Consider the following 26,240-nt stretch of genomic DNA (forward strand, 5'->3'; position numbering starts at 1 on the left):
CTGCCTGGGCCCTGTCCCACGTTGCACGTCATGATCAATCACGCGGTTCAGCAGCGGAGAGGAATACGGGGAAATGCAGTTCGGAGTGCTCGGCCCACTCACTGCCACGACATCCGCAGGGGACGTTCCCTTGGGCCCCTACAAGCAACAGCTCCTGCTCGCCACGCTCCTGTGCAGGCCGGACACGGTGGTCTCGGTGGACCACCTCATCGACACCCTGTGGAACGACGACCCGCCCAAGAAGGCGGCGAAGAACCTCCAGGTGCACGTCCACCACCTGCGCCGCGCCCTGAAGGCGGGCGGGGGCGGCGCGCGCGTCCTGTACCAGCGGCCCGGCTACCGGCTGGCGGTCGCCCCCGAGCAGATCGACATGGTCTGCTTCGAGCAGCACGTCGACCACGCCCGCCGCGCAACCCTCTGCAACGAGCACGAGCAGGTCGACCGGCTGGCCCGGCAGGCCGTGGTGCTGTGGCGGGGACGGCCGTTCACCGGGTTCGAGGGCGCCGCGCCGCTGGAGAAGGAGGCCGACCGGCTGGAGGAACGGCGGCTGTCCGTACTGGAGATGTGGTTCTCCGCCCGGCTGGAGCTGGGGCTGTACCACGAGGTCGTGGACGAGGTGGAGCCGCTGGTCACGGCCCACCCGTACCGGGAACTGCTGCGCGCGCAGTACATGCGGGCACTCGTCGGCATCGGCCGCCAGATCGACGCGCTGAACGTCTTCGACGAGACCCGCAGGCTGTTCGCGCTCGAACTCGGGCTGGAGCCCGGCACCGTGCTCCAGCAGGTCCAGCAGTCGATCCTGGCCGGGGAGGGCTCCCGGCCGCCCGCGCCGCGCGACCCCGAGCCGGTCTGCGAGCTGGTCGCCGAGCCCGTACGGGAGCGGGCGCCGGAACCGGTACGGGACCGGGCGCCGGAACCGGTGTCCGGGGAGGGTTCCGGGGGCGGTTCCGGGGAGGACGCGGGCCCCGCTCCCGGGCGTACGGCCGAACGTACGGCGGGCCAGGCGCACCGCCCCGTCCAACTTCCCCCGGGCATCCCCGACTTCACCGGCCGCCGGCACGCCCTCGCGGCCGTCCTGCCCGGCGCCGGCACGCGCCCGGGACCGGCCGGGCCCTGGCAGCTCACCGTCGTCACCGGCCGACCCGGAGTGGGCAAGTCGGCCCTCGCCGTCGCCGCGGCGCACGCCGCCGAATCCCTCTTCCCCGGCGGCCGGTACTCCGTGGACCTGCTCGACGAGCGGGGCCGCCCCAAGCTGCCCGCCGTGGCGCTCGCCGAGCTGCTCCAGGAACTCGGCCACCCCCTGCCCTCCTCGGGCGGGCTCTCGTCCCTCGTATGGGAGTACCGGGCGCGGATGGCCGCCTCCGAGCCGGTCCTGGTGCTGCTCGACAACGCCTCCGCCGAGTCCCAGGTACGCCCCCTGCTGCCGAGCGACCCGGGGTGCACGACGCTGGTCACCAGCAACTCCCGGCTGTCCGGGCTCGCGGGGGCACGCGTGCTGGAGCTGGAGCCGCTCACCACCCAGGAGTCGGTGCTGCTGCTGGGGCGGATCGTGGGCGAGGAGCGGGTCGCCGCCGAACCCGGCGCCGCCCTGCGGATCGCGGCGGCCTGCGACGGGCTGCCCCTCGCGCTGCGCGTCGTGGGCGCCCGGCTGGCCGCGCGCCGGACCTGGCCCCTGTCCAGGGAGGCGGCGGCGCTGGAGTCGCAGGACCGGCTGGAGGAGCTGACCGCGGGCGACGTGGACCTGCGCGAGCGGCTGCTGCGCGGCTATACGGGCGTGAGCGACGCGGACTGGTCGGCGGTCCGACTCCTCGACCAGGACGGCGAGTTCACGTTCGAGGTCGCCCGGCGGCTGCTGGGCACGGACGACACCGAGACCCGCCGCACCCTGGACCGGCTCGCGGACACGCACTTGCTCGACTGCACGCCCCGCGCCGGTTTCCGGCTGCCCGGACTGGTGCGGGGCCTGGCGAGGGAACGGGGCCCGGCGAGCGTGGCGGCCCTGACGCTGTGAGCCCGCGCCCGCAGGGCGCTTGAGGGGCGCGGGGAACTGCGCGACCGGCCACGGCGAACACCGCAGCCTTGGGGGTACCTCCCTGCTCGAAGAGCTTGGGGGAACACGGCGAGGGGCAACCCCCTTGGCAGCACCCCCGACGGACTCAAGGGCGCAGCAGCTCCTCCAGCGCGCCCACGAGGCGCACCCCGGCACGCCGCCGTTCCCCCCGCAACTCCGAGAGCGCCTCCACGAGCCCCGCCGCCCCGTCGTACGGCTCCGCCGTACGGCGCCGGCGTCGGCGCCGGACCACGCTCAGCGCCGCCGCGGCCTGGCCGCTGAAGAGCGCCAGCAGATCCATCGCGGCCAGCTCGGTCCGCAGCTCCTTGCTCCGGTCGAGCACCTCCAGGGCGCCGAGCACCTCCTCGCCGTGCAGCAGCGGCGCGGCCATCAGCGCCCGGGGGACGTAGCGCGTGGACTGGGCGAGGTCGCGGGCGAACCGGGCGTCCTCGTCCACGTCGTCCACCTCCAGCGGCTGGCGGGACTGGATCACCCAGCCCGCGAGGCCCCGCGCGGCGGGGAAGCGGCGGCCGACGAGCTGGTCCTCGCCCTCTCCCGAGACCGCCTCGAAGACCAGCTCGCCGCGCTCCTCGTCCAGCAGGAAGATGGAGCTGGCCCGCGCGTCGAAGATCGCCCGCGCGGTCTCCACGACGGACTGGAGCAGGCGGCGGTCCTCGCTCTCCGACTCCGTCGGGCCCGGAACCGCCGGACCCGCGCCGCTGCCACCGTCGTTGCCGTTGTCGTTGCCGTTCATGCTGGGCCTCCTGGAGTTGCGGGCGCCGCGCTGACGTTGGCCGAGGCGAGGAACAGCGCCTGCTTGACCTGGAACGGCGTCATCGACGGGTGCTTGGCGAGGATCCGCGCGCACAGCCCGGCCACGTGCGGGGTCGCGAAGCTGTTGCCCGTGCACCGGCGGGTGCCGCCGCCCGGCCAGGCCGAGGGCACCCGCACGCCCCGCGCGAAGAACTCGACCGGCGGGTGCGGGTTGTAGAGCAGCAGCTCGGAGTCGGCCTCCTCGTGGCTGCCGACCGAGATCACCGAGGAGAACCGCCACGGGTAGCTCTCCACCGGCATGTTGTGCGCGGAGGCGACCAGCAGGCTGCGGCCGAAGTAGGCGTGGTCGGCGATCTCGTGCAGGGTGTGGGCGAACTGGCGGCGGGTCGTCGAGAGGCTCAGGTTGATCACGTCGTACCCCTCCGCCACGGCCCAGCGGATCCCCTCGATGAGCACGTCGCCGGTGCCGGGCACCCCGGCGCGCAGCACCTGCACGCTCTCCACCGCGCAGTCGGGGGCCATCCGCCGGATGATCGAGGCGCAGGCGGTGCCGTGCCCGCACTCGTCGCCGCCCGGGACCTCCACCACGGCGCAGCCGTCCGCGCCGCCCGCGTCAGCCGCGCCGGACGCGCCGGACGCGCCGTCGGCGGCCCGGGCCCGGACCTCGTACGAGGCGGCCACCGGGCCCACGGACGGGTGGTCCGGTTCCACGCCGCTGTCGAGCACGCACACCCGCACGCCCCGTCCGGTGGACCCGCCCCAGGCCCAGTCGGCACCGGCGGGCCCCGGCCAGTCCGTGCCGATCTCGATCTCGGCGCGGTCGCGCCCGAGCAGGTTCCAGGTGAGGCGCTGCCGCCCGGCCCCCGACGGGCGCGCCGGGGCGCTCAACGGTCCCCCTCCGGCAGCAGCGCGGCGGCGCGCCGCACCCCGACCAGATGGCCCTTGGCGGCGAAGTGCCGCCGCGCGGCGGACGCGGCGCCGGTCATGGCCACGGGGTCGCCGAGCGCGGCGGCGGCGAGGGCCCGGTCCAGCTCCACACCCGCCACGGCCACCGGCGAGTCGGTGGCGGACGCCGCGTCGAGCGCCGCCGCCAGGTGCCGGGCCGCCGCGGACGCGTCGCCCCCGGCCGCCGCCAGCCGGGCACGGATGCCGCCTACGTCGGCGAAGGCGGCGGGCATGGCCCTCAGCCGCGCTTCCGGGAGGCCGTCGACCAGGCGCAGCGCCTCCGCCGCGGCCTCCGGGGCGATCCGCGCGACGGTCTCCGGGCCCGTGTCCATGTCCCCCTCGTCATCCTCGTCGTCCTGCGGTCTGGTGATCAGCAGGCGTGCGAGCCCCCGGGTGGCGGTTTCGAGCAACTGCCCGTCGCCCAGCTCCGTCAGGTCCGCCACGGCGCCGCGCAGCAGGAGTTCGGCCTCCTCCCAGTGGTCCGCCAGCTCCTCCACGGCGGCCTGGAAGAGGTGGACGGCGGGCAGCGCGAAGAGGTGGCCGAGGTCCGTGAGCGTCGCGGCGGCCTCCGCGAGCAGTTCCCCGGCCTCGGCGTGCTCGCCGCGCATCGCCAGCAGTACGGCCGTGGAGGAGGACACCGTCGCACGTGCCATCCGGCGGTCCGCCAGCTCCGCACGGATACGGCCGCAGCGCAGCAGCGCCTCGGGCGCGGGCTCGGGGCCGAGCCACAGCGAGACGGCCAGCGCGCCCAGGATGGAGGCGCGTTCCAGGTGAGCGCCCGCGCGGACGGCCTCCTCCTGGGCCCGCACCAGATACCGGGTGGCCTCGCCGTGGAGGCTGCGGCTCTGCCGTTCCTGCCCCATCGCCAGCCAGGCCCGCGCCAGCCCCAGCGCGTCGTCCGCCTCGGTGAAGACGGGCACAGCGGCCCGGGCGGCTTCCAGGGTGGCCGCGAATCCGGTCTCGCCGGGCTCCAGATAGGCCAGTTGCAGCCGCACCCGGGCCTCGATGCGGGCCTCCCCCGAGACACGGGCCTCGGACAGGATCCGCCGCAGCTCGGTCACGGCCTCGCCCGCCTCCCCGGAGGCGAGCCGCGCCTCCGCGAGCGCCGTGCGTACGGCCAGCGAGGTGGCGTCCTGGGGCTCGCTTTCGAGGAGGGCGAGCGTGCGGCGCAGTACGTCCACGGCCCAGCGCACGTCGCCGCGGCCCAGCGCCCCGGTGCCCGCCGCCGCCAGGTGCTCGACGGCGCGGGCCCGGGTGGCGCGGGCCTCGTCGTCGAGGGGGCCGAGTTCGCGGCGCAGCCGGCAGGCCCGTTCCAGATGGGTGCCGATGGCGTGGTGGTCGTCGGGGGTGCGCTCGGCCAGGTGCGCGGCGCGGCGCTCGTGCTGCCGGGCACGCAGCAGCTTGGACATGCCCTGGTAGACCTCGTCGCGGATCAACTGGCTGGTGAACCGCCAGCGTTCGGCCCCGGCCCGCCCCACCTCGATCAGCCGGCGGCGGGCCAGGACCCGCACGACGTCCTGGGGCCGGGACGCCGCGTCCGGCGGCGCGGGGAGCAGCGTGGACAGGTCCTCGGCGCCGAACTCGGAGCCGATGACCGCCCCGCACTCCAGCACCCGGCGCTCCCGCACCGCCAGCCGGTCCAGCCGGGCCGCGACGACGGCCCGCACGGAGGGCGGTACGGCGCAGGGGTCGGCGCCCTCGACGGCCATCTCGACGAGCTGTTCGCAGAACAGGGGGTTCCCCTCGGAACGGCCCACCAACTGGTCGACGAACCCGTTGGGTACGGCCTCACCACCCGTGTCGTGCGGCACGACCTCGACGCCCTCCCCCGGCCCCGGCCCCGGACCCGGCCCCGGCTCCGGCAGCCGCCCGGACAGCCGCAGCACCAGCTCGCGGCAGTCGTCGGGGGCGAGCGGCGGGACCACCAGCGCGGTGGCGCTGAGCTTGCCGCTGCCCCACTGGGCGTGCCGCTCCAGCAGGTCGAGCCGCGCCGCGCACAGGAGCAGCACGGCGGAGCCCTGTGTCCAGTCGGCCAGGTGGTCGAGCACGCCCAGCAGGTCCTCGTGCGCCCAGTGGAGATCGTCCAGCAGCACCACGAGCGGGCGTTCGGCCCCCAGCACCGCGCACAGCCGGTGCAGCGCCCACCGCGTCTCCTCGAACGGCGCCGGGGACACCCCGGTGCGGACCAGCTCCAGCAGGGTGCTCGCGGCGGACCGCTCGGCCACGCCCGTGCCGAGCAGCGCGGCCAGCCGCTCCCGGGGGTCGTCGCCCAGCATCTGGCGCAGGAGCCCGGCCAGCGGCGCCAGGGAGCTGACGCTGCCGTAGGGCGGGCAGTGGGTGGCGGCCACCAGGGCCCCGTCCTCCGCCGCCTCCTCGGCGAACGTACGGGCGAGCCTGCTCTTGCCCACCCCGGGGTCGCCGTAGAGGGTCAGCAGGTGGCAGGTGTGGTCGCGCACGGCGCGGGCGAAGACCATCCGCATCTGGGCGAGTTCGTCCCCCCGGTCGACCAGCGGCCCCTCCGGACCCCGCCAGGGCTCCTCCTCGACGGGTCTGATGCCGGTCAGCCGCCAGGCCGGTACGGGCTCGGACTTGCCCTTGACGGTCAGCGGCTCCACGGGCTCCGTACCGGCGTGCGCGGCGATCAGCCGGTGGGTGGCGGAGCCGATGAGGATCTGCCCGGCGGCGGCGTGCTGCTCCAGGCGCGCCGCGACGTTCACGGGCTCCCCCGACACCAGCGTGTGGCCCGCGTCCACCGGGCCCGAGGTGACCACCTCCCCGGTGTGGACGCCGATCCGCACGGCGACCCCGGTGCCCACGTCGCGCTCGGTCCCGGCGGCGAAGCCCTCGACCGCTTCGAGGATCTCCAGCGCGGCGCGGGCCGCGCGCAGCGCGTCGTCCTCGTGCACCACGGGGATGCCGAAGACGGCCATCACCGCGTCGCCGATGAACTTCTCGACGGTCCCGCCGTGCCGCTCCAGGCACTCGCGGAGCAGCGCGTAGTAGCGCAGCAGGAGGTGGCGCAGCGCCTCGGCGTCGAGCCGTTCACTGAGCGCGGTGGAGCCGACCATGTCGCAGAACACGACGGTGATGGTCTTGCGGCTGGTGCCGTTCGTGCCGTCCACACGCGCTCCCTCCCGTGCGGCCACAGGGTCCGGGACGGCCTCAGAAGAGGACCCCGCCGATGATGGGCTCCGTGCTGTGGGCCTCGACCTCCGGCACCGCCTCGTCCAGGCGCCGCCGCACGGCGAGCAGGACCTCCATCTCGTCGTCCGCCAGGCCCGAGAGGACGTCGAGCTGTTCGCCGGTGAGGGCGTCGACCTCGAAGCCCGCAGCGCGCAGGTCCTCCAGACGCTTGTCATCCGGCATGCTGTCGCCCCTTCCAGTCGTTGGTTCCCGGCGCTCCCCGCGCTCTCTCGCGGCCGAGCGCCGCCCGAACAGCCATACGGCCAGGCCCAGCACCGCCAGCGCGGGTCCGGCGGTGAGGAAGACGAAGCCGACGCCGTACCGGTCGGCGAGCAGCGCCCCCAGGGGCGGCGCGGCGAGCTGCATCAGCACCGGGAACGTGTTCGCGGTCGCCGTGACCCGGCCGATCAGCTCCTGGGGGGTCTCCCGGTGCAGCACGTAGGGGAAGACCACCATGATTCCGGCGGCGGCGAAGCCGACGCCCAGCGCCACCAACATCCACAGCCACGCGAAGCCGCGGACGTCGAGGGCGAGTCCGACACCGATGCCACAGACCATCGCCCCGGCGGCCAACTGGGCCATGCCCAGCACCCGGAACGGCCCCGACTTCATGCCCCACTGACTGATCATCAGCGTGCCGGCCGCCGCGCCGAGCCCGACGCACGCGACCACGTAGCCCAGCGTCGACTCGCCGAGGCCGAGTTCGCGCATCGCCAGCGGCGAGAGCGTGTCGTAGGCCAGGACCAGGAACAGCGCGGCGGCCAGGCTGCCGATCACCACGACGAGCGCGGGCGTACGGACGACGAACCGCAGCCCCTCGACGATGTCGGCCCGCATCCGGGAGCGCTCCGCGCGCGCCGACGGCGCCCGGTCGGCCTCCCGCGCGGGCAGATCCATGGCGGCCAGCAGCACCGCCGACACGAGGAAGGTCGCGGCGTCGGCCACGAACGCCACCTCGACGCTCCACCAGGCGACGATCAGCCCGCTCAGCGCCGGACCGGCCACCTTCGCCGCCTGGTTGGTGAAGACCGTCAGCGAGGTGGCCGACAGCAGGTCCTTCTCGGGCACCACGGCCCGCAGCGTGCTCTGTTGCACGGGCATGAACAGCGCCCCGAACGCGCCCTTGAGCATGACCAGGACGAGCAGCACGGGCAGTCCGGGCGCGACCAGATAGCCGAGCACGAGCCCGGCGCGCGCCAGGTCGCAGGCGATCAGCACCCGTTTGCGGTCCGCGATCCGGTCCGCGAGCGCCCCCGCGACCGGGGCGAAGAGCACCAGCGGCACCGCCACCGCGATGCTGAGCGCCGCGAGCGCCTCCGGGCCGCGCTCCCAGGTGTAGGTGATCAGGACGACCACGGCGAGGTAGTCGAGCCAGTCGCCGACGCTGGAGACGGCCTGGCCGCCGTAGAGCAGCCGGAACCGCCGGTGCCTGAGCGAGGTCAGCAGGACGAGCCGGGGCACGCCGCCTCCTTCCGGCCGCCCCCGCCCCGGCACGGGGGCGCGGGCGTGTGCGCGCGGGTGAGCGCGTCGAAGACGGTCACGAGCATCCGTACGGTGTGCAGGGCCGACAGGTGCACGCCGCGCAGCATCCGCGCGGTCAGCGGCAGCCCGTCGAGGAACGCGCGCAGCTCCTCGCCGTGGGCGGGGTCCAGCTCCGCGTGCCGCCGCAGGGTGCGGAAGCCTTCGTACGGCAGGCCGGTGCGGGCGCTGAGCACCCGGGCCACGTCCGCGCGCGGCGGGCTGCCCTCCAGCACCGCCACATAGCCGAGCAGGCATACGGGGTGCACGTGCGCGATCCAGAAGTACTGCGTGCCGACGAGCGCCGCCACCGCCGCCGAGGGGACGCGCCGCCACACCTCGTCGGGGTCGCGGCCGATGGCGGCGAGGTCCTCGCGCAGCCAGGTGTCGTGCCCCGCCTCCTCCGCGATGTGCCGCCGCCAGTACGGCACGAGCGCCGCGGCCACCGGGTCCCCCGCCTCCAGCTCCCGGCAGCGCTCCAGGGCCGTCTCCATCAGCGGTACGGAGGCGCGGATCGTCTGGTGGGTCACGCACAGGTAGTCGGGGTAGAGCCGGGCGGGCGCGGGGACCGCCCAGATCCGGTCCAGCGCGGCGCGGAACTCCGGCAGCAGCAGCCCGATCCGCGCGTCCAGCCCGGCCCCGGCGGCCCGGGCGGCCCGAGCGGTCCCGGCGCTCACCGGGCGCCGCCCTGGGCCTCCGGCACCCCCGGCGCCCCCGGCACACGTGCGGGCGGGGCGCCGAGGTGGGCGAGGGGGCGGTACCGCTCGGTCACGTGACGGCGCAGGAACGCCTCGGCGCCGCCCGCCTCCACGAGCTGCCCCAGGGCCCGTTCCATCGCGCGGGTGCGCGGCCGGCGCAGCGACGCCTCGGCCTCCTCGGCCACGGGTCCGGCCGCGAGCGCGTGCACACAGGTGTCGCAGGGGCCACGGCCCCGCGCGGCCCCGCCCGCCAGGTGGACGGGGCCGAAGGCCCTGATGCCGCGCAGCACCGGGCGGCCGAGCTGCCGCTCGCGGACCGTGGCCCAGTCGTCGGTGGCGATATGGCCCAGCGTCAGGTGCGCGGGCGGCCCGCCGCCGCGCCCGTCGACCACGTCCTGGTTGCAGCAGGCCACGACCGTCCCGTCGAAGGCGACGACGGGCCAGGCGGCCATCGAGCACGGGTCGGGCAGGGAGTGCCCCGGGGCGGCCGGGGCGGCGTCCCCGCCCGTGCCGGACAGCAGCTCCCGGGCGCGGCCCGCCGGACGTACGAGCGTCACCAGCACCGGCACCCGGTCCTCCAGCTCCCGCCGGATGTCGTCGGTGACCTCCCGCAGATACGGGTCGTCGGCGGCGAACCCCGTGACCTGCACGCTGAGGTCCTTCCCCGCGTCGAGGAGGCCCCGCAGCACGCGCAGCACGGCGCCGCGCGGCACCTCCCGCTCGTGGAAGGCGTCCACGCTGGCCGCGACATGGTCGACGGCGTCGAGCGCGCGGGCGACCGGCCCGGGGACGCCGCCCCGCGCGGCGAAGAACATCCCCGACGTCACCTGGGTACGGCAGCCGGCCGCGCGGGCCCGCAGGGCGAGCCGCCGGACGAGTCCGGGGCGCAGCAGGGGCTCGCCGCCGGTGAGCAGCAGGAAGTCCGGCCGGTCGCCGGGCGTGAAGGTCGCCACGAACTCCTCCAGGAGCGCCGCGTCGAGCTGCTCGGCGTCCATGGTGGAGGCGGTGGAGCAGTGCGCGCAGGACAGCGGGCAGCGCCGGGTGAGGGCCATGTGCAGCGCCGCCGCCGGGCGGGCGCGGGCCGCGAGCAGATCGAGCAGATGCACGATGTCCTCCCCCCTGACCCCCTGGACCTTGGCCCCTGGCTCCCTGGTCCCCGTGGGCCTGGAGCCAGCATCCCGCCGGGCGCTTGGCACGCGGTTGCCGGGCGGTTGCCCGCCTCTTGTCCCGGGCCTGGGCCGGGGGCCGGAGACCGGGGCCGCCCATCGTGTCAGTGCGACGATTACCCCCGTACACTCGACAGCGTGGCTCAACTACGTCTCGCCCTGAATCAGATCGACTCCACCGTCGGTGACCTGGAGGGGAATGCCGAGTCCGTCCTGCGCTGGACGCGGCACTCCGTCGAGCAGGGGGCGCATCTCGTCGCGTTCCCCGAGATGATGCTGACCGGGTATCCGGTCGAGGACCTGGCGCTGCGGGCGTCCTTCGTGGAGGCGAGCCGTGCGTCGCTGCGGTCGCTGGCGGGGCGGCTCGCGGAGGAGGGCTTCGGCGAGGTGCCCGTCGTCGTCGGCTATCTGGACCGCTGCGAGCAGGCCCAGCCGCGTTACGGACAGCCCGCGGGCGCCCCGCAGAACGCGGCGGCGGTGCTGCACCGCGGCGAGGTCGTGCTGACCTTCGCCAAGCACCACCTGCCGAACTACGGCGTGTTCGACGAGTTCCGCTATTTCGTCCCGGGCGACACCATGCCCGTGATCCGCGTCCACGGCGTCGATGTCGCGCTCGCGATCTGCGAGGACCTGTGGCAGGACGGCGGCCGGGTCCCGGCGGCGCGCAGCGCGGGCGCGGGCCTGCTGCTGAGCATCAACGCCTCGCCGTACGAGCGGGACAAGGACGACACCCGCCTCGACCTCGTCCGCAAGCGGGCCCAGGAGGCGGGCTGCACCACCGCGTATCTGGCGATGATCGGCGGCCAGGACGAGCTGGTCTTCGACGGCGACTCGATCGTCGTCGACCGCGACGGCGGCGTGATCGCCCGCGCCCCGCAGTTCGAGCAGGGCTGCGTCGTCCTCGACCTGGACCTCCCCGCCGCTGCCGCCGAGCCGGTCACCGGCGTGGTGGACGACGGCCTGCGGATCGAGCGCCGGGTCGTCTCCGCCGAGCCCCTCGCCCCGTACGAGCCGGAGGTCACCGGCAGCGAGGCGCCCCGTCTGGAGGACGACGAGGAGATCTACACCGCGCTCGTCGTCGGCCTGCGGGCCTACGCCGCGAAGAACGGTTTCCGCTCGGTCCTCATCGGCCTCTCCGGCGGCATCGACTCGGCCCTCACCGCGGCCCTGGCCTGCGACGCGCTCGGCGCGGAGAACGTGTACGGCATCTCGATGCCGTCCCGGTACTCCTCCGAGCACTCCAAGGACGACGCCGCCGAGCTGGCCGTGCGCACGGGCCTGCATCTGCGCAGCGTGCCGATCGGCCCGATGTTCGACGCGTACATGGAGTCACTCGGCCTGACCGGGCTCGCCGAGGAGAACCTCCAGTCCCGGCTGCGCGGCACGCTGCTGATGGCCGTCTCCAACCAGGAGGGCCACATCGTCCTCGCGCCGGGCAACAAGTCCGAGCTGGCGGTGGGCTACTCGACGCTGTACGGCGACTCGGTCGGCGCGTACGGCCCGATCAAGGACGTCTACAAGACGTACGTGTTCCGCCTCGCGAAGTGGCGCAACCGCGCCGCCGCCGAGCGCGGCCACACCCCGCCCATCCCGGAGAGCTCGATCACCAAGCCGCCGAGCGCCGAGCTGCGGCCCGGCCAGGTCGACACGGACTCCCTGCCGGACTACGACGTGCTGGACCGCGTCCTGAAGCGGTACGTCGACCGCGACCTCGGGGCCGCGGAGATCATCGCCGAGGGCTTCGACGCGGCGACCGTCCACCGCATCCTCGCGATGACGGACCGCGCGGAGTACAAGCGCCGCCAGTACCCGCCGGGCACGAAGATCTCCCCCAAGGGCTTCGGCAAGGACCGCCGCCTCCCGATCACCAGCGCCTGGCGCGAGAGCTGATCGCTGCGCTTCGCCGGCGCCCGATATCGGTTCTGCCCCTCACGGGGCATCACGTGAGCGCCCCTGAAGCGCCCCGAAGGGGCTGCTTCAGGGGCGCGGGGAACTGCGCGCCGAGCCGGGGCCAGAGCCGCGGACGGCCCGGCACCGGACGGGGCAGCCCGGACCCGGCGGCCGGGAAGGGGCTGCCCCGTCCCGCGCGTCGCGGGGTGCCGCCCGCGTCGGGGCCGGTCGCGCAGTTCCCCGCGCCCCTGAACGGCTCAGCTCGACATCGGCGCGTCCGCCTTCATGGTGGACCTCGCGACAACGCGGGACTCGGCCTTCTCGGCGCGTCCCGCCAGTACGGCGATCAAGAGGCCCAGTAGGGCCAGGCCCGCGCCCACCAGCGTCGGCGACGTCCAGCCCCAGCCGGCGGCGATCACGACGCCGCCGATCCACGCGCCGCCCGCGTTCGCGAGGTTGAACGCCGACTGGTTGGAGGCCGAGGCGAGGGTCGGCGCGTGCGAGGCGGCCCGCATCACCAGCATCTGGATCGGCGTGGTGATGAGGAACCCGGTCGCGCCGAGGACGACGACCATCACGAGCGAGGCCCACTTCGCCTGGGCCGCGAAGTGGAAGAGGACCAGCATCACGGCGAGCCCGCCGAGGCCGCCGTAGAGCGTGTAGCGCGGGGCCCGGTCGGTCAGCGGCCCGGCGAGGAGTGTGCCCAGCGTCATGCCGACGCCGAAGAGCGCGAGGACGATCGTGACCGAGGACTCCGAGAAGCCGGTGACCTTGGTCATCATCGAGGCGAGGTAGCTGTAGACCGCGAAGATCCCGGCGAAGCCGAAGACGGCGGTGAGCAGCCCGAGCAGGACCTGCCGGTTGCCGAGGGCCCGGATCTCGTGGCGTACGCCCGCCTGCCCCTCGGCGGGGACCTGCGGGATCAGCGCCGCGAGCGAGGCGATGGCGACCAGCCCGATGCCGGTCACGACGAGGAACGTGGCGCGCCAGCCGAGCTGCTGCCCGAGCGCGGTGGCCGCCGGTACGCCCACGACGTTGGCGACGGTCAGGCCGAGGAACATCGTGGCGACGGCCCGGGCCGAGCGGCCCTCCTTCACGAGCCGGGTGGCGACGACGGCGCCGACGCCGAAGAACGCGCCGTGCGGCAGCCCCGCGAGCACGCGCCCGACGAGCAGCGTGCCGAAGCCGGGGGCGAGGGCCGTGGCGAGGTTGCCGACGGTGAAGAGGCCCATCAGCAGCAGGAGCATCCGCTTGCGCGGGACGCGGGCGCCGAAGGCGGTGAGCAGCGGGGCGCCGATGACGACGCCGAGGGCGTAGGCGGAGACGAGGTAGCCGGCGGTCGGCACGGAGGTGCCGAGGTCGTCGGCGACGTTGGGGAGGAGCCCCATCATCACGAACTCCGTGGTGCCGATGCCGAACGCGCTGACGGCCAGGGCGAGCAGGGCTATGGGCATGGGGCAGCGTGGACCTTTCCGCGTACGGGAGGGAGGGCAGAGGAGAGGAGAGGCGAGGCGCGAGGCGACGGTGCCTCAGCGATAAGTTCTCAACGAGAACAAAGTCTCGCAGCCCTCTGTTCCCCCACGCAAAAGGAAAAGCTCAGCGGGCTCAGAGGTCCAGCGAGGCGGCGACCGGCAGGTGGTCGCTGCCCGTGGAGGAGAGGGTCCAGGCCGAGACGGGGTCGGCGTTCTTGGTCATGATCTGGTCGATCCGCGCCATGGGCGACGAGGCGGGCCAACTGAAGCCGAAGCCGTCGCCCGCCGCGCCCTGCGCCGAGCGCATCTGGGAGGTGATGGGCGCGAGCGCGCGGTCGTTCATGGTCCCGTTGAGGTCGCCGAGGAGGATCACCTTGCCGGTCCTGTCGCGCGAGATGGCCTCGCCGAGGGCCTGCGCGCTGCCGTCGCGCTGCTCGGCCGTGAAGCCCGCGCGGAACTGGACGCGGACGGACGGCAGGTGCGCGGCGTAGACGGCGACATCGCCCTTGGGCGTCTCGACGGTGGCCCGCATGGCGCGCGGCCAGCCCATCTTGATGTCGACGGGCCGCACGTCCTTCATCGGGTACTTGCTCCAGATCCCGACCGTGCCGGTGACCTTGTGGTGCGGGTGCGAGGCGTCGAGCCCCTTCTCGTACGTCGCCTTCTGCTCCCCCGCGACCTCCTCCAGCGCGATGATGTCGGCGCCGCTCCCGGCCAGGTCGCGGGCGGTGCCGGCGGGGTCCGGGTTCTCCGCGTTGACGTTGTGCGTGACGACGGTGAGGTCGCCGTTCCCGCCGGTCTTGTCGGTGAGCAGCCCGCCGAAGAGGTTGACCCAGACCAGGGCGGGGAGCAGCAGCGCGATCAGCGCCGTGGCGGAGCGCCGCAGCACGGCCAGGACGAGCAGGACGACGACGAGGACGCCGCCCCAGGGGAGGAAGGTCTCCCAGAGCGAGCCGAGGTTGCCGATGGAGTTGGGGATCTCCGCGTGCAGCAGGAAGGCCAGCGCGAGGAGCACCGCGCACCCGGCGAGCACCCAGCCCCGGCGCCACATCCCCTCGCCGCCCCAGCGGCCGAAGACCCCGCGCATCCGGCCGCCGGAGCGCCTCGACAGGAGGCCTCCCCGCTCCCGGTCGCCGGCGTCCGCCGAGTGGTGGGCCTCCGGGGTGTACACGCGCGCCATCCGCCGTCCTCACTTGCCTGTGCTGGTGCCCGTTGAACGATAGGCGACAGCGGGGGATATCAGGAAAAACCGGTCACGAGAGATGACGGAATCGCCGAGCCGTGCCCCGCTCGTCTGGAATCGTTCGGGTGTGCTGCGGTTCGCAGTGAACCCGTACGGGATGTGGGACGTGCGAGGAGCCGTGCCAGGTTCCGGCTGGTGGGGGTCGGATTTCCGGTCACCGCCGGTTCCCGGGAGAGGCGTAGGCCTTCTCACACCGGGCGCGCATCCGACGTCACTCCCGGCGCCGTACGCCCTCCAGCACCCCGTCCACCAGCTCGCGGGGCAGCTCCTCGGGGACGTCCTCCCAGGGGCGCAGCACGATACGGACGAGCAGCGGCCCGGTGATCAGGTCGGCGAGCACGGAGAGGTCGAGGTCGTCCCGCAGCTCGCCGGACTCCACGCCGCGCCGCAGCACGGCCTGGAGCATCTCGCGGCGGGCCTTGACCACGGTGTCGTGGTACTGCTCCCACAGCCGGGGGTGGCTCTTGATGTGGCCGGTCATCGCGCGCAGCAGCGCCGACTCGTGCTTGGCGAGGGACATCCGGCGCTGCCATTCCAGGACGGCGACGAGGATCTCGCGTACGGGCCCGTCGGTGGGCCCGTCGAACGGGGGTTCCTCCAGCTCGCGCAGCACCCCCAGCAGCAGCTCGTCCTTGCCGGACCAGCGGCGGTAGACGGCGGCCTTGCCGACGCCCGCGGTACGCGCGATGCCCTCGACGGTGAGCGCGTCGAGGGAGGCGCCCTCCTCCAGGAGGTGCAGCACGGCGTCGACGATGGCGCGCTCCACGGCCTCGCTGCGCGGCCGCCCCCGCCGCGCGGGCGCCTCCTGACCCCGCCGCCCGCCCGGGCCCGCGTCCTCGCCCGGGGCCAGGTCCTCGCCCGGGCCCGGGCCCGCGTCCGTACCCGGGTCCTCGTTCTGCGTCGTGCCGGTTCCGGTCACCGCCGTGCTCCCACTTCTTCCTCGTCCTCGTCGCTCACCTCCCGGGTCTCCTCCGGGGCGGCGGCGGGCCTGCCGGGCAGCCAGACGGCGACGACGGCCGCGCCCATGAGGGCGATTGTGCCCGCCGCGAGGACGGTGACGTGCATGGCGTCGACGAACGCGGCCTTCGCCGGGTCCACGAGGGCCCGCCCGGCGGGGCCGAGCCGTTGGGCCGCGCCGAGCGTGGCCTCGATCGACTCCCCCGCCGCGTGCCGCGCACTCTCGGGCAGCACGGCGAGGTCGTCCTCGACGCCCGCGCGGTAGCGGGCCGAGAGCAGCGAGCCCAGGACGGCCACCCCGAGGGCGCTGCCGACCTGCCGGAACGTGTTGTTGACGGCCGAGCCCGAGCCCGCCTTCTCGACGGGCAGGGACTGCATGACCGAGACGGTGGCGGGCGGCATGACGTGCGCCATCGCCGTGCCCTGCACGAAGAAGATGACCTCCAGCACCCACAACGGCGTCGTCTCGTCGAGCAGTACCACGGCCCACATCCCGACGGCGACCCCCGCCAGGCCCGTCGCGCAGACGGCCCTGGCACCGAAGCGGGCCACCACCCGCCGCGCGCGCGGCGCGAAGATCATCTGCGCGACGGCCAGCGGCACCATCAGCAGCCCCGTCTCCAGCGGCGAGCAGCCGCGCACGCTCTGGAGGTAGAAGGCGGAGAAGAAGGTCGCGCCCATCAGCGCGAAGAAGACGAACGCGATGGCGGCGACGGCGGCGGAGAAGGCCGGATTCCGGAACCACCGCGTGTCCAGGGCCGGGGCCGCGGCGCGGCGCTCGTAGAGCACGAACGCGGTGAGGACCAGCGCCCCGCCGCCCGCCGTCGCGACCACCTCGGGGTCGGTGAAGTCGGCGAGCCGCCCGCCCTCGATGATCCCGTAGACGAGCAGCACGAGCCCGGCGAAGGAGAGCGGCACGCCGACCGGGTCGAGCCGCCCGGGCGAGGGGTCGCGCGAGTCCGGGACCAGCACCGTCACGGCGACGAGGGCGACGAGCGCGAGGGGCACGTTGACGAGGAAGACCGAGCCCCACCAGAAGTGCTGGAGCAGCAGGCCGCCGGTGATGGGCCCGGCAGCGACGGCGAGCCCGACGCCGCCCGCCCAGATGCCGATGGCCCTGGGCTGCTCCTCGCGCGGGAAGACGTTCATCACGACGGCGAGCGTCGCGGGCATCACGAACGCGCCGCCGACGCCCATCAGGGCACGCCAGGCGATGAGTTCGCCGGGCCCGGAGGAGGCCGCGGCGAGCGCCGACCCGGCGCCGAAGACGAGGAGCCCGGCCAGCAGCGCCTTCTTGCGGCCGAACCGGTCGCCGAGCAGTCCGGCGGTGAACAGGAGCCCGGCGAAGACGAGCGTGTAGGAGTTCACGGCCCACTCCAGCTCGCCCTGGGTGGCCCCCAGCCCGGTGGGCGCGGGCCGGGACATCACCCTCATGGCGACGTTCAGGATCGAGTTGTCCAGCACGACGATCATCACGCCGAGCATCAGCGCGGCGAGTATCGGCCGGCGGCGGGGATGTCCCGAGGTACTCATGGTCATGCCGGGGAGCGTAGCCGACTTTCGATACGGCACCGTTCCGTATCGAATAAAGAATCCCCAAAGCCCTGCGGCCCTACCGCGCGCCAGGGCGACGTGCCAGCATGGGCCATGGATCCGGAGACGCCATCAGGGCGCTTCGAGACGTGACAACAGGAGCATTCCGCTATGCAGCAGCAGTCGCGGCAGCATGCCCAGAATCAGACCGGCCCCCAGGAGCCCCAGGGCTCCCAGCCGTCGGAGCAGGACCAGAAGCAGCCCCTCGCCCTCTACGGCGGGAAACGCAACCGCCGGGTGACGGTGCGCGATCTCGCACGGGCCAAGGAGCGCGGCGAGAAGTGGCCCATGCTCACCGCCTACGACGCCATGACCGCCTCCGTCTTCGACGAGTCCGGCATCCCCGTGCTCCTCGTCGGCGACTCGATGGGCAACTGCCACCTCGGCTACGAGACGACGGTCCCCGTCACCATGGACGAGATCACGATGCTCACGGCCGCCGTCGTACGGGGCACCAAGCGCTCCCTCGTCGTCGCCGACCTGCCCTTCGGCTCGTACCAGGAGGGCGCCGTGCAGGCCCTCCGCAGCTCCACCCGGCTCGTGAAGGAGGCCGGGGCGGGGGCCGTGAAGCTGGAGGGCGGCGAGCGCTCGGCCGACCAGATCGACCTGCTCGTACGGTCGGGCATCCCCGTCATGGCCCACATCGGCCTGACCCCGCAGTCCGTGCACGCGATGGGCTACCGGGTGCAGGGCCGGGGCGAGGAGGCCGCGCACCAGCTCCTGCGGGACGCCAAGGCCGTCCAGGACGCGGGCGCCTTCGCGGTGGTCCTCGAACTGGTGCCGGGCGAGGTCGCCGCCGAGGTCACCCGCTCCCTGCACATCCCCACGGTCGGCATCGGCGCGGGCGCCGGGTGCGACGCGCAGGTCCTCGTCTGGACGGACATGGCGGGGCTCACGCCGGGCAAGCTGCCCCGCTTCGTCAAGCAGTACGCGAACCTGCGCGCGTCCCTCTCCGAGGCGGCGAGCGCGTTCGCGGACGAGGTCGTGGGCGGCACGTTCCCGGCGCCGGAGCACACCGTCAACTGACGGCCGGCTGTCCCGGGTTCACTGGGCCAGATAGCCCCCGTCCACGGGCAGCACGGCACCCGTGACGAACGACGCGGCGTCCGACGCCAGGAACGCGATGGCCCGGGCCACCTCCTCCGGCTCGCCCAGCCGGCCCATGGGGTGCGCCCCGGCCATCGTCTCCAGGTACTCCGCGCCGCCGGGCTCGTCGCGCAGCGCGGCCACGCGCTCGGTACGGATCGTGCCGGGCGCGACCGCGTTGACGCGGATGCCGTGCGCCGCCCACTCGACGGCCAGGTGCTTGGTGAGGCCCGTCGCGACGAACTTCGCGGGCCCGTACGCCGCCTGGCGGGACTGGCCCGCGAGCCCCGAGATCGACGACAGACACACCACGGACCCGCCCTTCCCGTTCCGGGTCATCTCCTCGATGGCGTACTTGCAGGTCAGGAACATGCCGCGGCCGTCGATCCCCATGACCTCGTCCCAGGCCTCGGGGGTGGTCTCGCGGACGTCCCCGAGCGGGATGATGCCCGCGTTGGCCACGAGCACGTCCAGTCCGCCGCCGTGTTCGGTGCCCGCCTCGATCATGCGGCGGGCGTCGTCGGCGTCGGACACGTCGCCCACTACGGTCGCGACGCCGTGCCCCGCCACCACGGCTGCCGCCAGCTTTGCGCCGTCCCTGTCGGCGGCCGTCACGCGTGCGCCGAGCCGCACGAACAACTCCACGGTCGCCCGCCCGATCCCACTGGCCGCGCCCGTGACCACACACGACTTCCCCTCAAGCTCCATCCCAAGATCGTAGATCCCCCCGAGCGCGCCGGTTCAAGACTTCGGGGCTTGCCCCCTCAGGGGCGCGGGCCTGTCTTCGATCTGCGGCTCCGCCGCGCGGGCGCGACCGGTCACAACACACCGGGGCTTGCCCCTCAGGGGCGCGGGGAACTGCGCGAGCGGCCACGGCGCAGCCGCAGCCTGCGAAGCACGGCACGGGGCACCCCGTACCCAGCCCTCCTCGCGGGGCACCCGGCGAAAGGGGCTGCGCTTGCCAGCCCTGCTCCCCCAAGCTCTTCGAGCAGGGGGCGCCCCCACGCGCAGACCTCCCAAGCGAAGCGGGGAGAAGCAGGGGCCTGCCCCCTGCCGGGGCGTGCGGGCCTTCCATGCGTAGCGGGAGGGAGAGGCAGGGGCCTGCTCCGTTGGGGGCGCGGGCCCTCCGAGGGGCCGGGGGAAAGGGACGGCGGTGCCTCCCGGAGGGGCTGGCAAGATGAGGGGGTGGGGTATCGATATCGCGTTCTGGGAGCCACGCGGGTCACCCGCGAGGACGGCACCGCCGTACCCGTCGGCGGCGCCCGCCTGCGCGCCCTCCTGACGGCCCTCGCGGCCGCGGGCGGCCGTACCGTCGGCACCGGCGAACTGGCCGCCCAGGTGTGGGCGGACGGGGACGTGCCCGCCGACGAGACCGCGGCGGTCCAGGCGCTGGTGGGCCGGCTGCGCCGGGCCCTCGGCAAGGAGGCCGTCACCTCGCACGACGGCGGGGGCTACCAACTGGCCGCCGACCCCGACGACATCGACCTCTTCCGCTTCGAGCGGCTCGCCGACGAGGGCGCGCACGCGCTCGCCGACGGCGACCCGGAGAAGGCCGCGGCGCTGCTCGACGACGCGCTCGCGCTGTGGCGGGGCCCCGCGCTGAGCGACCTGCCGGACAGCGGCGGCGCCACGGCCGTACGCACCGGGGCCCGGCACCTGGCCGCGCGCCGCGACCGGTTCGACGCGGCGCTCGCGCTGGGCCGAGCGGAGTCGGTGCTCCCGGCCGTACGGGCGCTCGCGGCCGAGCATCCGCTGGACGAGCCGCTCCAGGAGCTGCGGCTGCGGGCGCTGCGCGACGCGGGGCGCCCGGCCGAGGCGCTCGCCGCGTACGAGGAGGTCCGGGCCCTGGTGGCCGACCGTCTCGGGGTCGATCCCGGGCCCCGGCTGCGCGCCCTGCACACGGAGCTGCTGCGCGCCGACGACCCGCGACCACCGGCGCCGGAGCCCGCGGCTCCGGCGCCGTCGGCTCGCGCCCGCGGCAACCTGCGGGGGCGGCTGACCTCGTTCGTCGGGCGCGGCGAGGAGATCGCGGCGCTCGGCCGCGCGCTGGGCGACGCCCGGCTCGTCACGCTGACCGGCCCCGGCGGCACCGGGAAGACGCGGCTCTCGCAGGAGGCCGCCGACCGGGCCCAGTCGGGCGGCGACCGCTGGAGCGACGGCGTGTGGGTCGCCGAACTCGCGCCCGTACGGGCGGCCGAGCACACCGCCGAGGCCGTGCTGACCGCGCTCGGCGGCCGGGAGACCGTGATCCGCTCGTCCGCCGCCGAGGAGCTGCAGGCCGCCACCGATCCGCACGCGCACGACCCGCTCGCGCAGTTGGCCGAGCGCTGTGCCGCGCGCGACATGCTGATCGTCCTCGACAACTGCGAGCACCTCATCGAGGAGGCCGCGCGGGTCGCGGAGACGCTGCTCCTGGAGTGCCCCGGCGTGACCGTGCTCGCGACCAGCCGCGAGCCGCTGGGCGTGCCCGGCGAGGTCGTGCGCCCCGTGGAGCCGCTGCCGGACCCGATGGCGCTGCGGCTGCTCGCGGACCGCGGGGCCTCGGCCAGGCCCGGGTTCCGCGTCGAGGACGACCCGGAGGCGTGCGCGGAGATCTGCCGCCGCCTCGACGGGCTGCCGCTCGCGATCGAGCTGGCGGCGGCCCGGCTGCGCTCACTGACACCGCGCCAGCTCGCCGACCGGCTCGACGACCGTTTCCGGCTGCTGACCAGCGGGAGCCGCACCGTGCTGCCGCGCCAGCAGACACTGCACGCGGTCGTGGACTGGTCCTGGGAGCTGCTGGACGAGGGCGAACGGGCGGTGCTGCGGCGGCTGTCGGTGTTCTCCGGCGGCTGCGAGCTGGAGCAGGCCGAGGAGGTGTGCGCCGGCCTCCCCGCCGCACGGCCCCACCCACAGTCCGGCGACCAGCCCGGCACGCAGCCCGGCGCTCTCCCCGGGGACACCGCGGCCCTGTTGGGGTCACTTGTCGACAAGTCGCTCGTCGTGGCCGTACCCGAGGACGACCCGGCGGACCCGGCCGGCGGGGCGCGCGTGATGCGCTACCGGCTGCTGGAGACCGTCGGGGAGTACGCGTCGGAGAAGCTGGACGCCGTGCCCGGCGAGCGGGAGGCCGCCGAGCGGGCGCACCTCGTGGCGTACCGCGAACTCGCCCGTGCCGCCGACCCGTTGCTGCGCGGCCCCCGGCAGTCCGAGTGGCTGGAGCGGCTGGAGCGGGAGCACGACAACATCCGTACGGCCCTGCGCCGCGCCGTCGCCGCGGGCGAGGAGCAGGAAGCGCTCTGCATGACGCTGTGCATGGGCTGGTTCTGGCACCTGCGCGACCACAGGGCGGACGCGCGGGCCTGGGCGGACGCCGTCTCCGCGCTGGGCCCCGAGCCGTTCGCCTCGCCCGTGACGCCCGCGCCGCCCGTGTACGAGCACCACGCGGACGCGCCGCCGCCGATGAGCGAGGAACTGCTGGCCGAGGCCCGGCGCGGGGTGCGGCTGATGGGGCTGGCCGACAACTTCGAGGGCTCCGCGCTCGGGTCGTTCGACAAGCGCGACGAACTGCGCAACGTCACGGAGGTCTACACCCCGGGCATGCCCCAGACCTGCCGCCTTCCCGGCTGTATGTGGACCTTCGCGTGGATGATGGACGGCCGCTTCGAGAAGCTGACGGAGCTGACCGACGCGATGGTCGAGGGCTGCCGCTCGCTGGGCTACGAGTGGGAGCTGGCGTTCGCCCTCCAGCTCCGGTCCAAGATCACCAGCGACCGCCCGGAGAGCCGGGAGCAGTCGGGCCGGGACGCGGAGGAGGCGCTGGAGCTGTTCGTACGGCTCGGTGACGCCTGGGGCGAGAGCGAGGCGCTGGGCAGCCGGGCCGAGGCGTACTGCGCGAGCGGGGAGTACGAGCGCGCGGCGGAGGACTACCGGCGGGCCATCACGCTCGCCGAGCGGCTCGGGGCGCACGCCCAGGTGTGGATGCTCAAGTCCCGGCTGGGCGGCGTGCTGGTGGAGACGGACGACCCGGAGCAGGGCGCCGAGGGCGACCGGCTGCTGTGGGAGTCCTTCGAGCAGTCCGAGCGCGCGGGCGGCGACGGGCTCAACTTCGCCGCGTTCCATCTCGCGATGCGCCTCGGCCGCCAGGGCAGGACGCGGCGGGCGCGGGAGCTTCTGGAGCCGCTGGAGCAGGACTTCGAGCAGCGGGCGCCCGAGCTGTTCGCGGGCATGTTCCAGGGCGTGATCGCCTGGACGTACTGCCTGGACGGGACGTGGGAGGAGGCGCTGTGGCGGGTGCGTGAGGCGCTCGGCAAGAGCGGCAACGTCCTCACGGAGGCCATCGCGCCGCATCTCGTCCTCGCCCAGATCCTCACGGCCGTACGGTCGCTGGCGCCCCTCGGGGACGGCCCGACGGCGGCCCGGCTGCTGGGCGCCTACGACGGACTGACCCCGCTGCCGGAGGGGCACTTCCCGCATCCCGTCGAGCGCGAGTCCCGGACGGCCGCCGAGGAGGGCGTGCGGGCGGTATTGAGCGAGGAGGAGTTCGCACGGGCGTACGCCGAGGGCGGCGGCCTCTCTCTCGAAGAGGCCGTCGCCCTGGTGACGGGACAGACGCGGCGGGAGTCACGGGAGTCCTGAGGACGCCGACGACGCGGGGCCCGTCAGGTCTTCTTGCGGAACTTCGCGATGGCGAGCGGCGCCGTGGCGAGCGTGAGGCCCACGGCCCACACCACGGTCCACATGACCGGCCGGCCGACCGAGCCCTCGCCGAGCATCAGCCCCCGGGCCGAGTCCGCCACGTGCGTCAGCGGATTGACCTTCGTGAACGCCTCCAGCCAGCCCGGCATGGTGCCCGTCGGCACGAAGACCGAGGAGCCGAACTGCATCGGCATCAGCACCAGGAACGAGACGCCCTGGACGGCCTGGGCCGTGCGCATCGTGAGGCCGAGCAGGATGAAGATCCACAGCAGCGAGGCGCCGAAGAGCGCGGTCAGGCCGATGGCGCCGAGCATGCCCATCCAGTGACCGTTGATGTCGAAGCCGACCAGGAAGCCCACGGTCAGCAGCACGATCACGGCGACGAGCATCCGGGCGACCTCGACCACGGACTTGGCGACCAGCACGGACGAGCGCGCGATGGGCATCGACCGGAAGCGGTCCATGACGCCCTTGCGGAAGTCCTCGTTGATCCCGGTGCCGACGGCCATGGCGATGGACATGCCCATCATGCCCATCATGCCGGGGATCAGGTACTGGATGTACTGGTCGCGGGACGCGCTGCTGCCGGAGCCGCCGATGGCGCCGCCGAAGACGAACACGAACAGCAGCGTGAAGATGATGGGCATCAGCAGCGCGTCCATCATCGACTCGGGGTCCTGCTTGATCTGCAGCGCGTTGCGGCGCACGAGGGCGCCTATGTGCCGCAGGTTCGCGCGGAGCCCTATCCGTCCCTCGTCCGCGCCGGGCTTGACCGGCGCCGCGCCCTGGCCGGACTCCGCCGGGGACGGGGGCGCCGTAGCGGTGGTGGTGCTCACGCGGCGACCTCCTCGATCTCGTTCTCGTCGTCCTGGTGGGTGGCCTTCTGGCCGGTCAGGGCCAGGAACACCTCGTCCAGGCTGGGCAGGTGGGTGGCGATGTCGGCGATCTTGAAGCCGCGCTCGCCGAGCAGCGCCACGACGGCGGTGAGCTGCTCGTCGCTGACGATCGGGACGCTCACCACGCCCGCGTCCTCGCTCGCCGTCGCCCCCGCGACGCCGTCGAGCCCGGCCTGCGCGATGGCGCCGACCATGCGGGTCAGCTCGCCCGGGTCCTGGGGGCGGATCTCCAGCGTCCGCCCGCCGACCTTCGCCTTCAGCTCGGGCACCCGGCCCTCGGCGATGATGCGGCCCCGGTCGATCACCGTCAGCTCGCTGGCGAGCTGCTCGGCCTCCTCCATGTACTGCGTGGTGAGCAGCACCGTGTTGCCGTCCGCCACGATGTTCTGCACCTCGTCCCACACCTCGTTGCGGGTGCGGGGGTCGAGGCCCGTCGTCGGCTCGTCCAGATACAGCACCCGGGGGCGGCCGATCATGGAGGCGGCGAGGTCCAGACGGCGGCGCATACCGCCGCTGTACTGGCTCGCGGGCTTCTTGGCGGCCTCGGTCAGCGAGAACCGCTCCAGCAGCTCGTCGGCCCGCTTGCGGGACTCGGCGCGGGAGAGGTCGAGCAGCCGCCCGATCATGTACAGGTTCTCGAAACCGGACAGCTTCTCGTCCACCGAGGCGTACTGCCCGGTGAGGCCTATGGTGCGGCGGAGCTGACGGGGCTGGCGCACCACGTCGTACCCCGCGACCGTCGCGGTGCCCGCGTCGGGCACCAGGAGCGTGGAGAGCATCCGGACCAGCGTCGTCTTGCCCGCCCCGTTCGGCCCGAGGACACCCATCACGGTGCCCTCGCGCACATCGAGGTCGATCCCGTCGACGGCCTTGGTCTCGCCGAAGTGCTTGACCAGTCCGCGGACCTCCACGGCGTTCGTGGTCGTCTTCTGTCGCGTCATGTCCCCAAGGTTCGCAGGCCCCACCGACAAACGGCCTACAGACCGCCGACAAGACCGTTGTTCTCAGGGCCGCGCGGCCTCGCGGAGGACCTCGACGGCCTCGACGATCGCGGGGCGGCGGGACGCCTCGCCGCGCCACACGGCGTACAGCCGGCGGACCGGCGCGGGCGTCAGCGGGCGCAGCACGACGCCCTCGGGCAGCACGCCCCGGCCCAGCCGCGGCAGCAGCGCGACGCCCAGTCCGGCCGCGACGAGGGCGACCTGCGTCTGGTACTCGCCGACGTGGAAGCCGATGTCCGGCTCCTGCCCGGCGGCGCGCAGCGTGCTCAGCAGCCACCCGTGGCAGACCGATCCCGGCGGCTGGCACACCCAGCGCGCAGCGCCCAGGTCCTCCCGTACGAGCGGCCGGTCGGGCTCCGTCAGCGGGTGGCCCTCGGGCAGGAGCATGTCGCACACGTCCTCGCCCAGCGGCGTGCGGCGCAGGCCCTCCGGGGACGGCAGCGGCACCGTGTCCCAGTCGTGCGTCACGGCGAGATCGACCTCGCCCCGGGCGACCATCCCCACGGACAGGTGCGGGTCCACCTCCGTCATCCGCAGGTCGAGCTGCGGATGCTCGGCGGCGATCCGCGCCAGCACCCCCGGCAGCAGGCCGCGCGCCGCGCTGGGGAAGGCGGCGACGGTGAGCCGCCCGGCGGGCCGCCCGCGCCGCTCCTCCAGCGCGATCTCGGCCTGCTCGGCGAGGGAGAGCATCTGCTCGGCGGCCCGCACGAGCATCAGCGCGGCGTCCGTCAGGGCCACGCCGCGCCCGCGCCGCTCCAGGAGCGTCGTGCCGGTCTCCCGCTCCAGCTTGGCGACCTGCTGGGAGATCGCGGAGGGCGTGAAGCCGAGGGCCTCGGCCGCGGCGCCGACCGAGCCGTGGGTGCCGACGGCGTGCAGGGCCCTGAGCCGGGCGAGATCGAGCATGGGGGACTCCCGTTCTTCAGCCCGGATTCTCCGGTGATGTTGCGTTCGCTCAGGGCTTCCTCGCGCTGCCCTCCCGGACGCGCCGCCAGACCTGCTTGTCCGGCCGGGGGTCCGGGGGTCGTCCCCCGAAGAAACACAGTAGCGTTGCTGCATCCAATGATGCAGAAATCATCGCTGGTGCTGAACGG

At 74.3% G+C, this 26,240-nt stretch carries 18 protein-coding genes; 4 read left to right on the forward strand and 14 right to left on the reverse strand.

Annotation, left to right across the window (positions count from 1 at the left end; translation table 11 throughout):
• Positions 1-130 precede the first annotated feature (130 nt).
• Positions 131-2,011, forward strand: a complete 1,881-nt coding sequence (locus tag ABD343_RS24445; protein ID WP_344531468.1) for an AfsR/SARP family transcriptional regulator — start codon at positions 131-133, stop codon at positions 2,009-2,011.
• A gap of 145 nt (positions 2,012-2,156) precedes the next feature.
• Here the strand turns inward: ABD343_RS24445 and ABD343_RS24450 are convergent, their stop codons facing one another.
• From ABD343_RS24450 to ABD343_RS24475, 6 genes are read right to left on the reverse strand one after another with little or no spacing between them, the layout of a single operon-like run.
• A complete protein-coding gene (locus ABD343_RS24450) occupies positions 2,157-2,804 on the reverse strand; it encodes a GAF domain-containing protein (protein WP_344531469.1) in 648 nt (215 codons plus the stop codon).
• Entirely contained in the window at positions 2,801-3,712 is a 912-nt protein-coding gene (locus ABD343_RS24455; protein WP_425578257.1) for a S8 family peptidase, read from the reverse strand. The genes ABD343_RS24450 and ABD343_RS24455 overlap by 4 nt, the downstream gene beginning before the upstream one ends.
• A complete protein-coding gene (locus ABD343_RS24460; RefSeq protein WP_344531470.1) occupies positions 3,709-6,891 on the reverse strand; it encodes an adenylate/guanylate cyclase domain-containing protein in 3,183 nt (1,060 codons plus the stop codon). Before ABD343_RS24460 ends, ABD343_RS24455 begins: the two co-directional genes overlap by 4 nt.
• 40 nt (positions 6,892-6,931) lie before the next feature.
• Positions 6,932-8,413 (reverse strand): MFS transporter, encoded by a 1,482-nt coding sequence (locus ABD343_RS24465; protein WP_344531471.1) that lies wholly within the window; start codon positions 8,411-8,413, stop codon positions 6,932-6,934.
• A complete protein-coding gene (locus ABD343_RS24470) occupies positions 8,392-9,147 on the reverse strand; it encodes an iron-containing redox enzyme family protein (RefSeq protein WP_344531472.1) in 756 nt (251 codons plus the stop codon). Before ABD343_RS24470 ends, ABD343_RS24465 begins: the two co-directional genes overlap by 22 nt.
• Positions 9,144-10,274: a radical SAM protein gene (locus tag ABD343_RS24475; RefSeq protein ID WP_344531473.1), complete on the reverse strand. Its 1,131-nt coding sequence runs from the start codon at positions 10,272-10,274 to the stop codon at positions 9,144-9,146. Before ABD343_RS24475 ends, ABD343_RS24470 begins: the two co-directional genes overlap by 4 nt.
• Before the next feature lie 198 nt (positions 10,275-10,472).
• Between ABD343_RS24475 and ABD343_RS24480 the strand changes: the two genes are divergently transcribed.
• A complete protein-coding gene (locus ABD343_RS24480; RefSeq protein WP_344531474.1) occupies positions 10,473-12,224 on the forward strand; it encodes an NAD+ synthase in 1,752 nt (583 codons plus the stop codon).
• A gap of 257 nt (positions 12,225-12,481) precedes the next feature.
• Here the strand turns inward: ABD343_RS24480 and ABD343_RS24485 are convergent, their stop codons facing one another.
• From ABD343_RS24485 to ABD343_RS24500, 4 genes are all read right to left on the reverse strand, one after another.
• On the reverse strand, positions 12,482-13,678 hold the full coding sequence (locus ABD343_RS24485) for an MFS transporter (RefSeq protein ID WP_344531475.1): 1,197 nt from the start codon (positions 13,676-13,678) through the stop codon (positions 12,482-12,484).
• Positions 13,679-13,829: 151 nt separating this feature from the next.
• The gene (locus ABD343_RS24490; protein ID WP_425578291.1) at positions 13,830-14,783 is read right to left on the reverse strand and encodes an endonuclease/exonuclease/phosphatase family protein; all 954 of its coding nucleotides are present in this window, start codon (positions 14,781-14,783) and stop codon (positions 13,830-13,832) included.
• A gap of 367 nt (positions 14,784-15,150) precedes the next feature.
• Entirely contained in the window at positions 15,151-15,858 is a 708-nt protein-coding gene (locus ABD343_RS24495; protein ID WP_344531477.1) for a TetR/AcrR family transcriptional regulator, read from the reverse strand.
• Entirely contained in the window at positions 15,855-17,435 is a 1,581-nt protein-coding gene (locus tag ABD343_RS24500) for an MFS transporter (protein WP_425578258.1), read from the reverse strand. Before ABD343_RS24500 ends, ABD343_RS24495 begins: the two co-directional genes overlap by 4 nt.
• 165 nt (positions 17,436-17,600) lie before the next feature.
• Here ABD343_RS24500 and panB point away from each other — a divergent pair, with 165 nt between their 5' ends.
• Complete coding sequence (panB, locus tag ABD343_RS24505) at positions 17,601-18,515, forward strand: 3-methyl-2-oxobutanoate hydroxymethyltransferase (protein ID WP_344531478.1); 915 nt, start codon at positions 17,601-17,603, stop codon at positions 18,513-18,515.
• 18 nt (positions 18,516-18,533) lie between these two features.
• Here the strand turns inward: panB and ABD343_RS24510 are convergent, their stop codons facing one another.
• A complete protein-coding gene (locus ABD343_RS24510; RefSeq protein WP_344531479.1) occupies positions 18,534-19,283 on the reverse strand; it encodes an SDR family NAD(P)-dependent oxidoreductase in 750 nt (249 codons plus the stop codon).
• Positions 19,284-19,760: 477 nt separating this feature from the next.
• On the opposite strand from ABD343_RS24510, the gene ABD343_RS24515 reads away from it, so the two are divergent.
• Positions 19,761-23,192, forward strand: coding sequence for an AfsR/SARP family transcriptional regulator (locus ABD343_RS24515; RefSeq protein ID WP_344531480.1), 3,432 nt, complete (start codon positions 19,761-19,763; stop codon positions 23,190-23,192).
• A gap of 23 nt (positions 23,193-23,215) precedes the next feature.
• Here the strand turns inward: ABD343_RS24515 and ABD343_RS24520 are convergent, their stop codons facing one another.
• The 3 genes from ABD343_RS24520 to ABD343_RS24530 all read right to left on the reverse strand — a co-directional run bounded on the left by ABD343_RS24520 (position 23,216) and on the right by ABD343_RS24530 (position 26,052).
• Positions 23,216-24,088, reverse strand: coding sequence for an ABC transporter permease (locus tag ABD343_RS24520; protein WP_344531481.1), 873 nt, complete (start codon positions 24,086-24,088; stop codon positions 23,216-23,218).
• Positions 24,085-25,089, reverse strand: a complete 1,005-nt coding sequence (locus tag ABD343_RS24525; RefSeq protein WP_344531482.1) for an ATP-binding cassette domain-containing protein — start codon at positions 25,087-25,089, stop codon at positions 24,085-24,087. The genes ABD343_RS24520 and ABD343_RS24525 overlap by 4 nt, the downstream gene beginning before the upstream one ends.
• Before the next feature lie 63 nt (positions 25,090-25,152).
• Positions 25,153-26,052, reverse strand: coding sequence for a LysR family transcriptional regulator (locus ABD343_RS24530; RefSeq protein ID WP_344531483.1), 900 nt, complete (start codon positions 26,050-26,052; stop codon positions 25,153-25,155).
• Positions 26,053-26,240: the final 188 nt, after the last annotated feature.

It is taken from the genome of Streptomyces albiaxialis, assembly GCF_039530985.1.
GTDB lineage: Bacteria > Actinomycetota > Actinomycetes > Streptomycetales > Streptomycetaceae > Streptomyces > Streptomyces albiaxialis.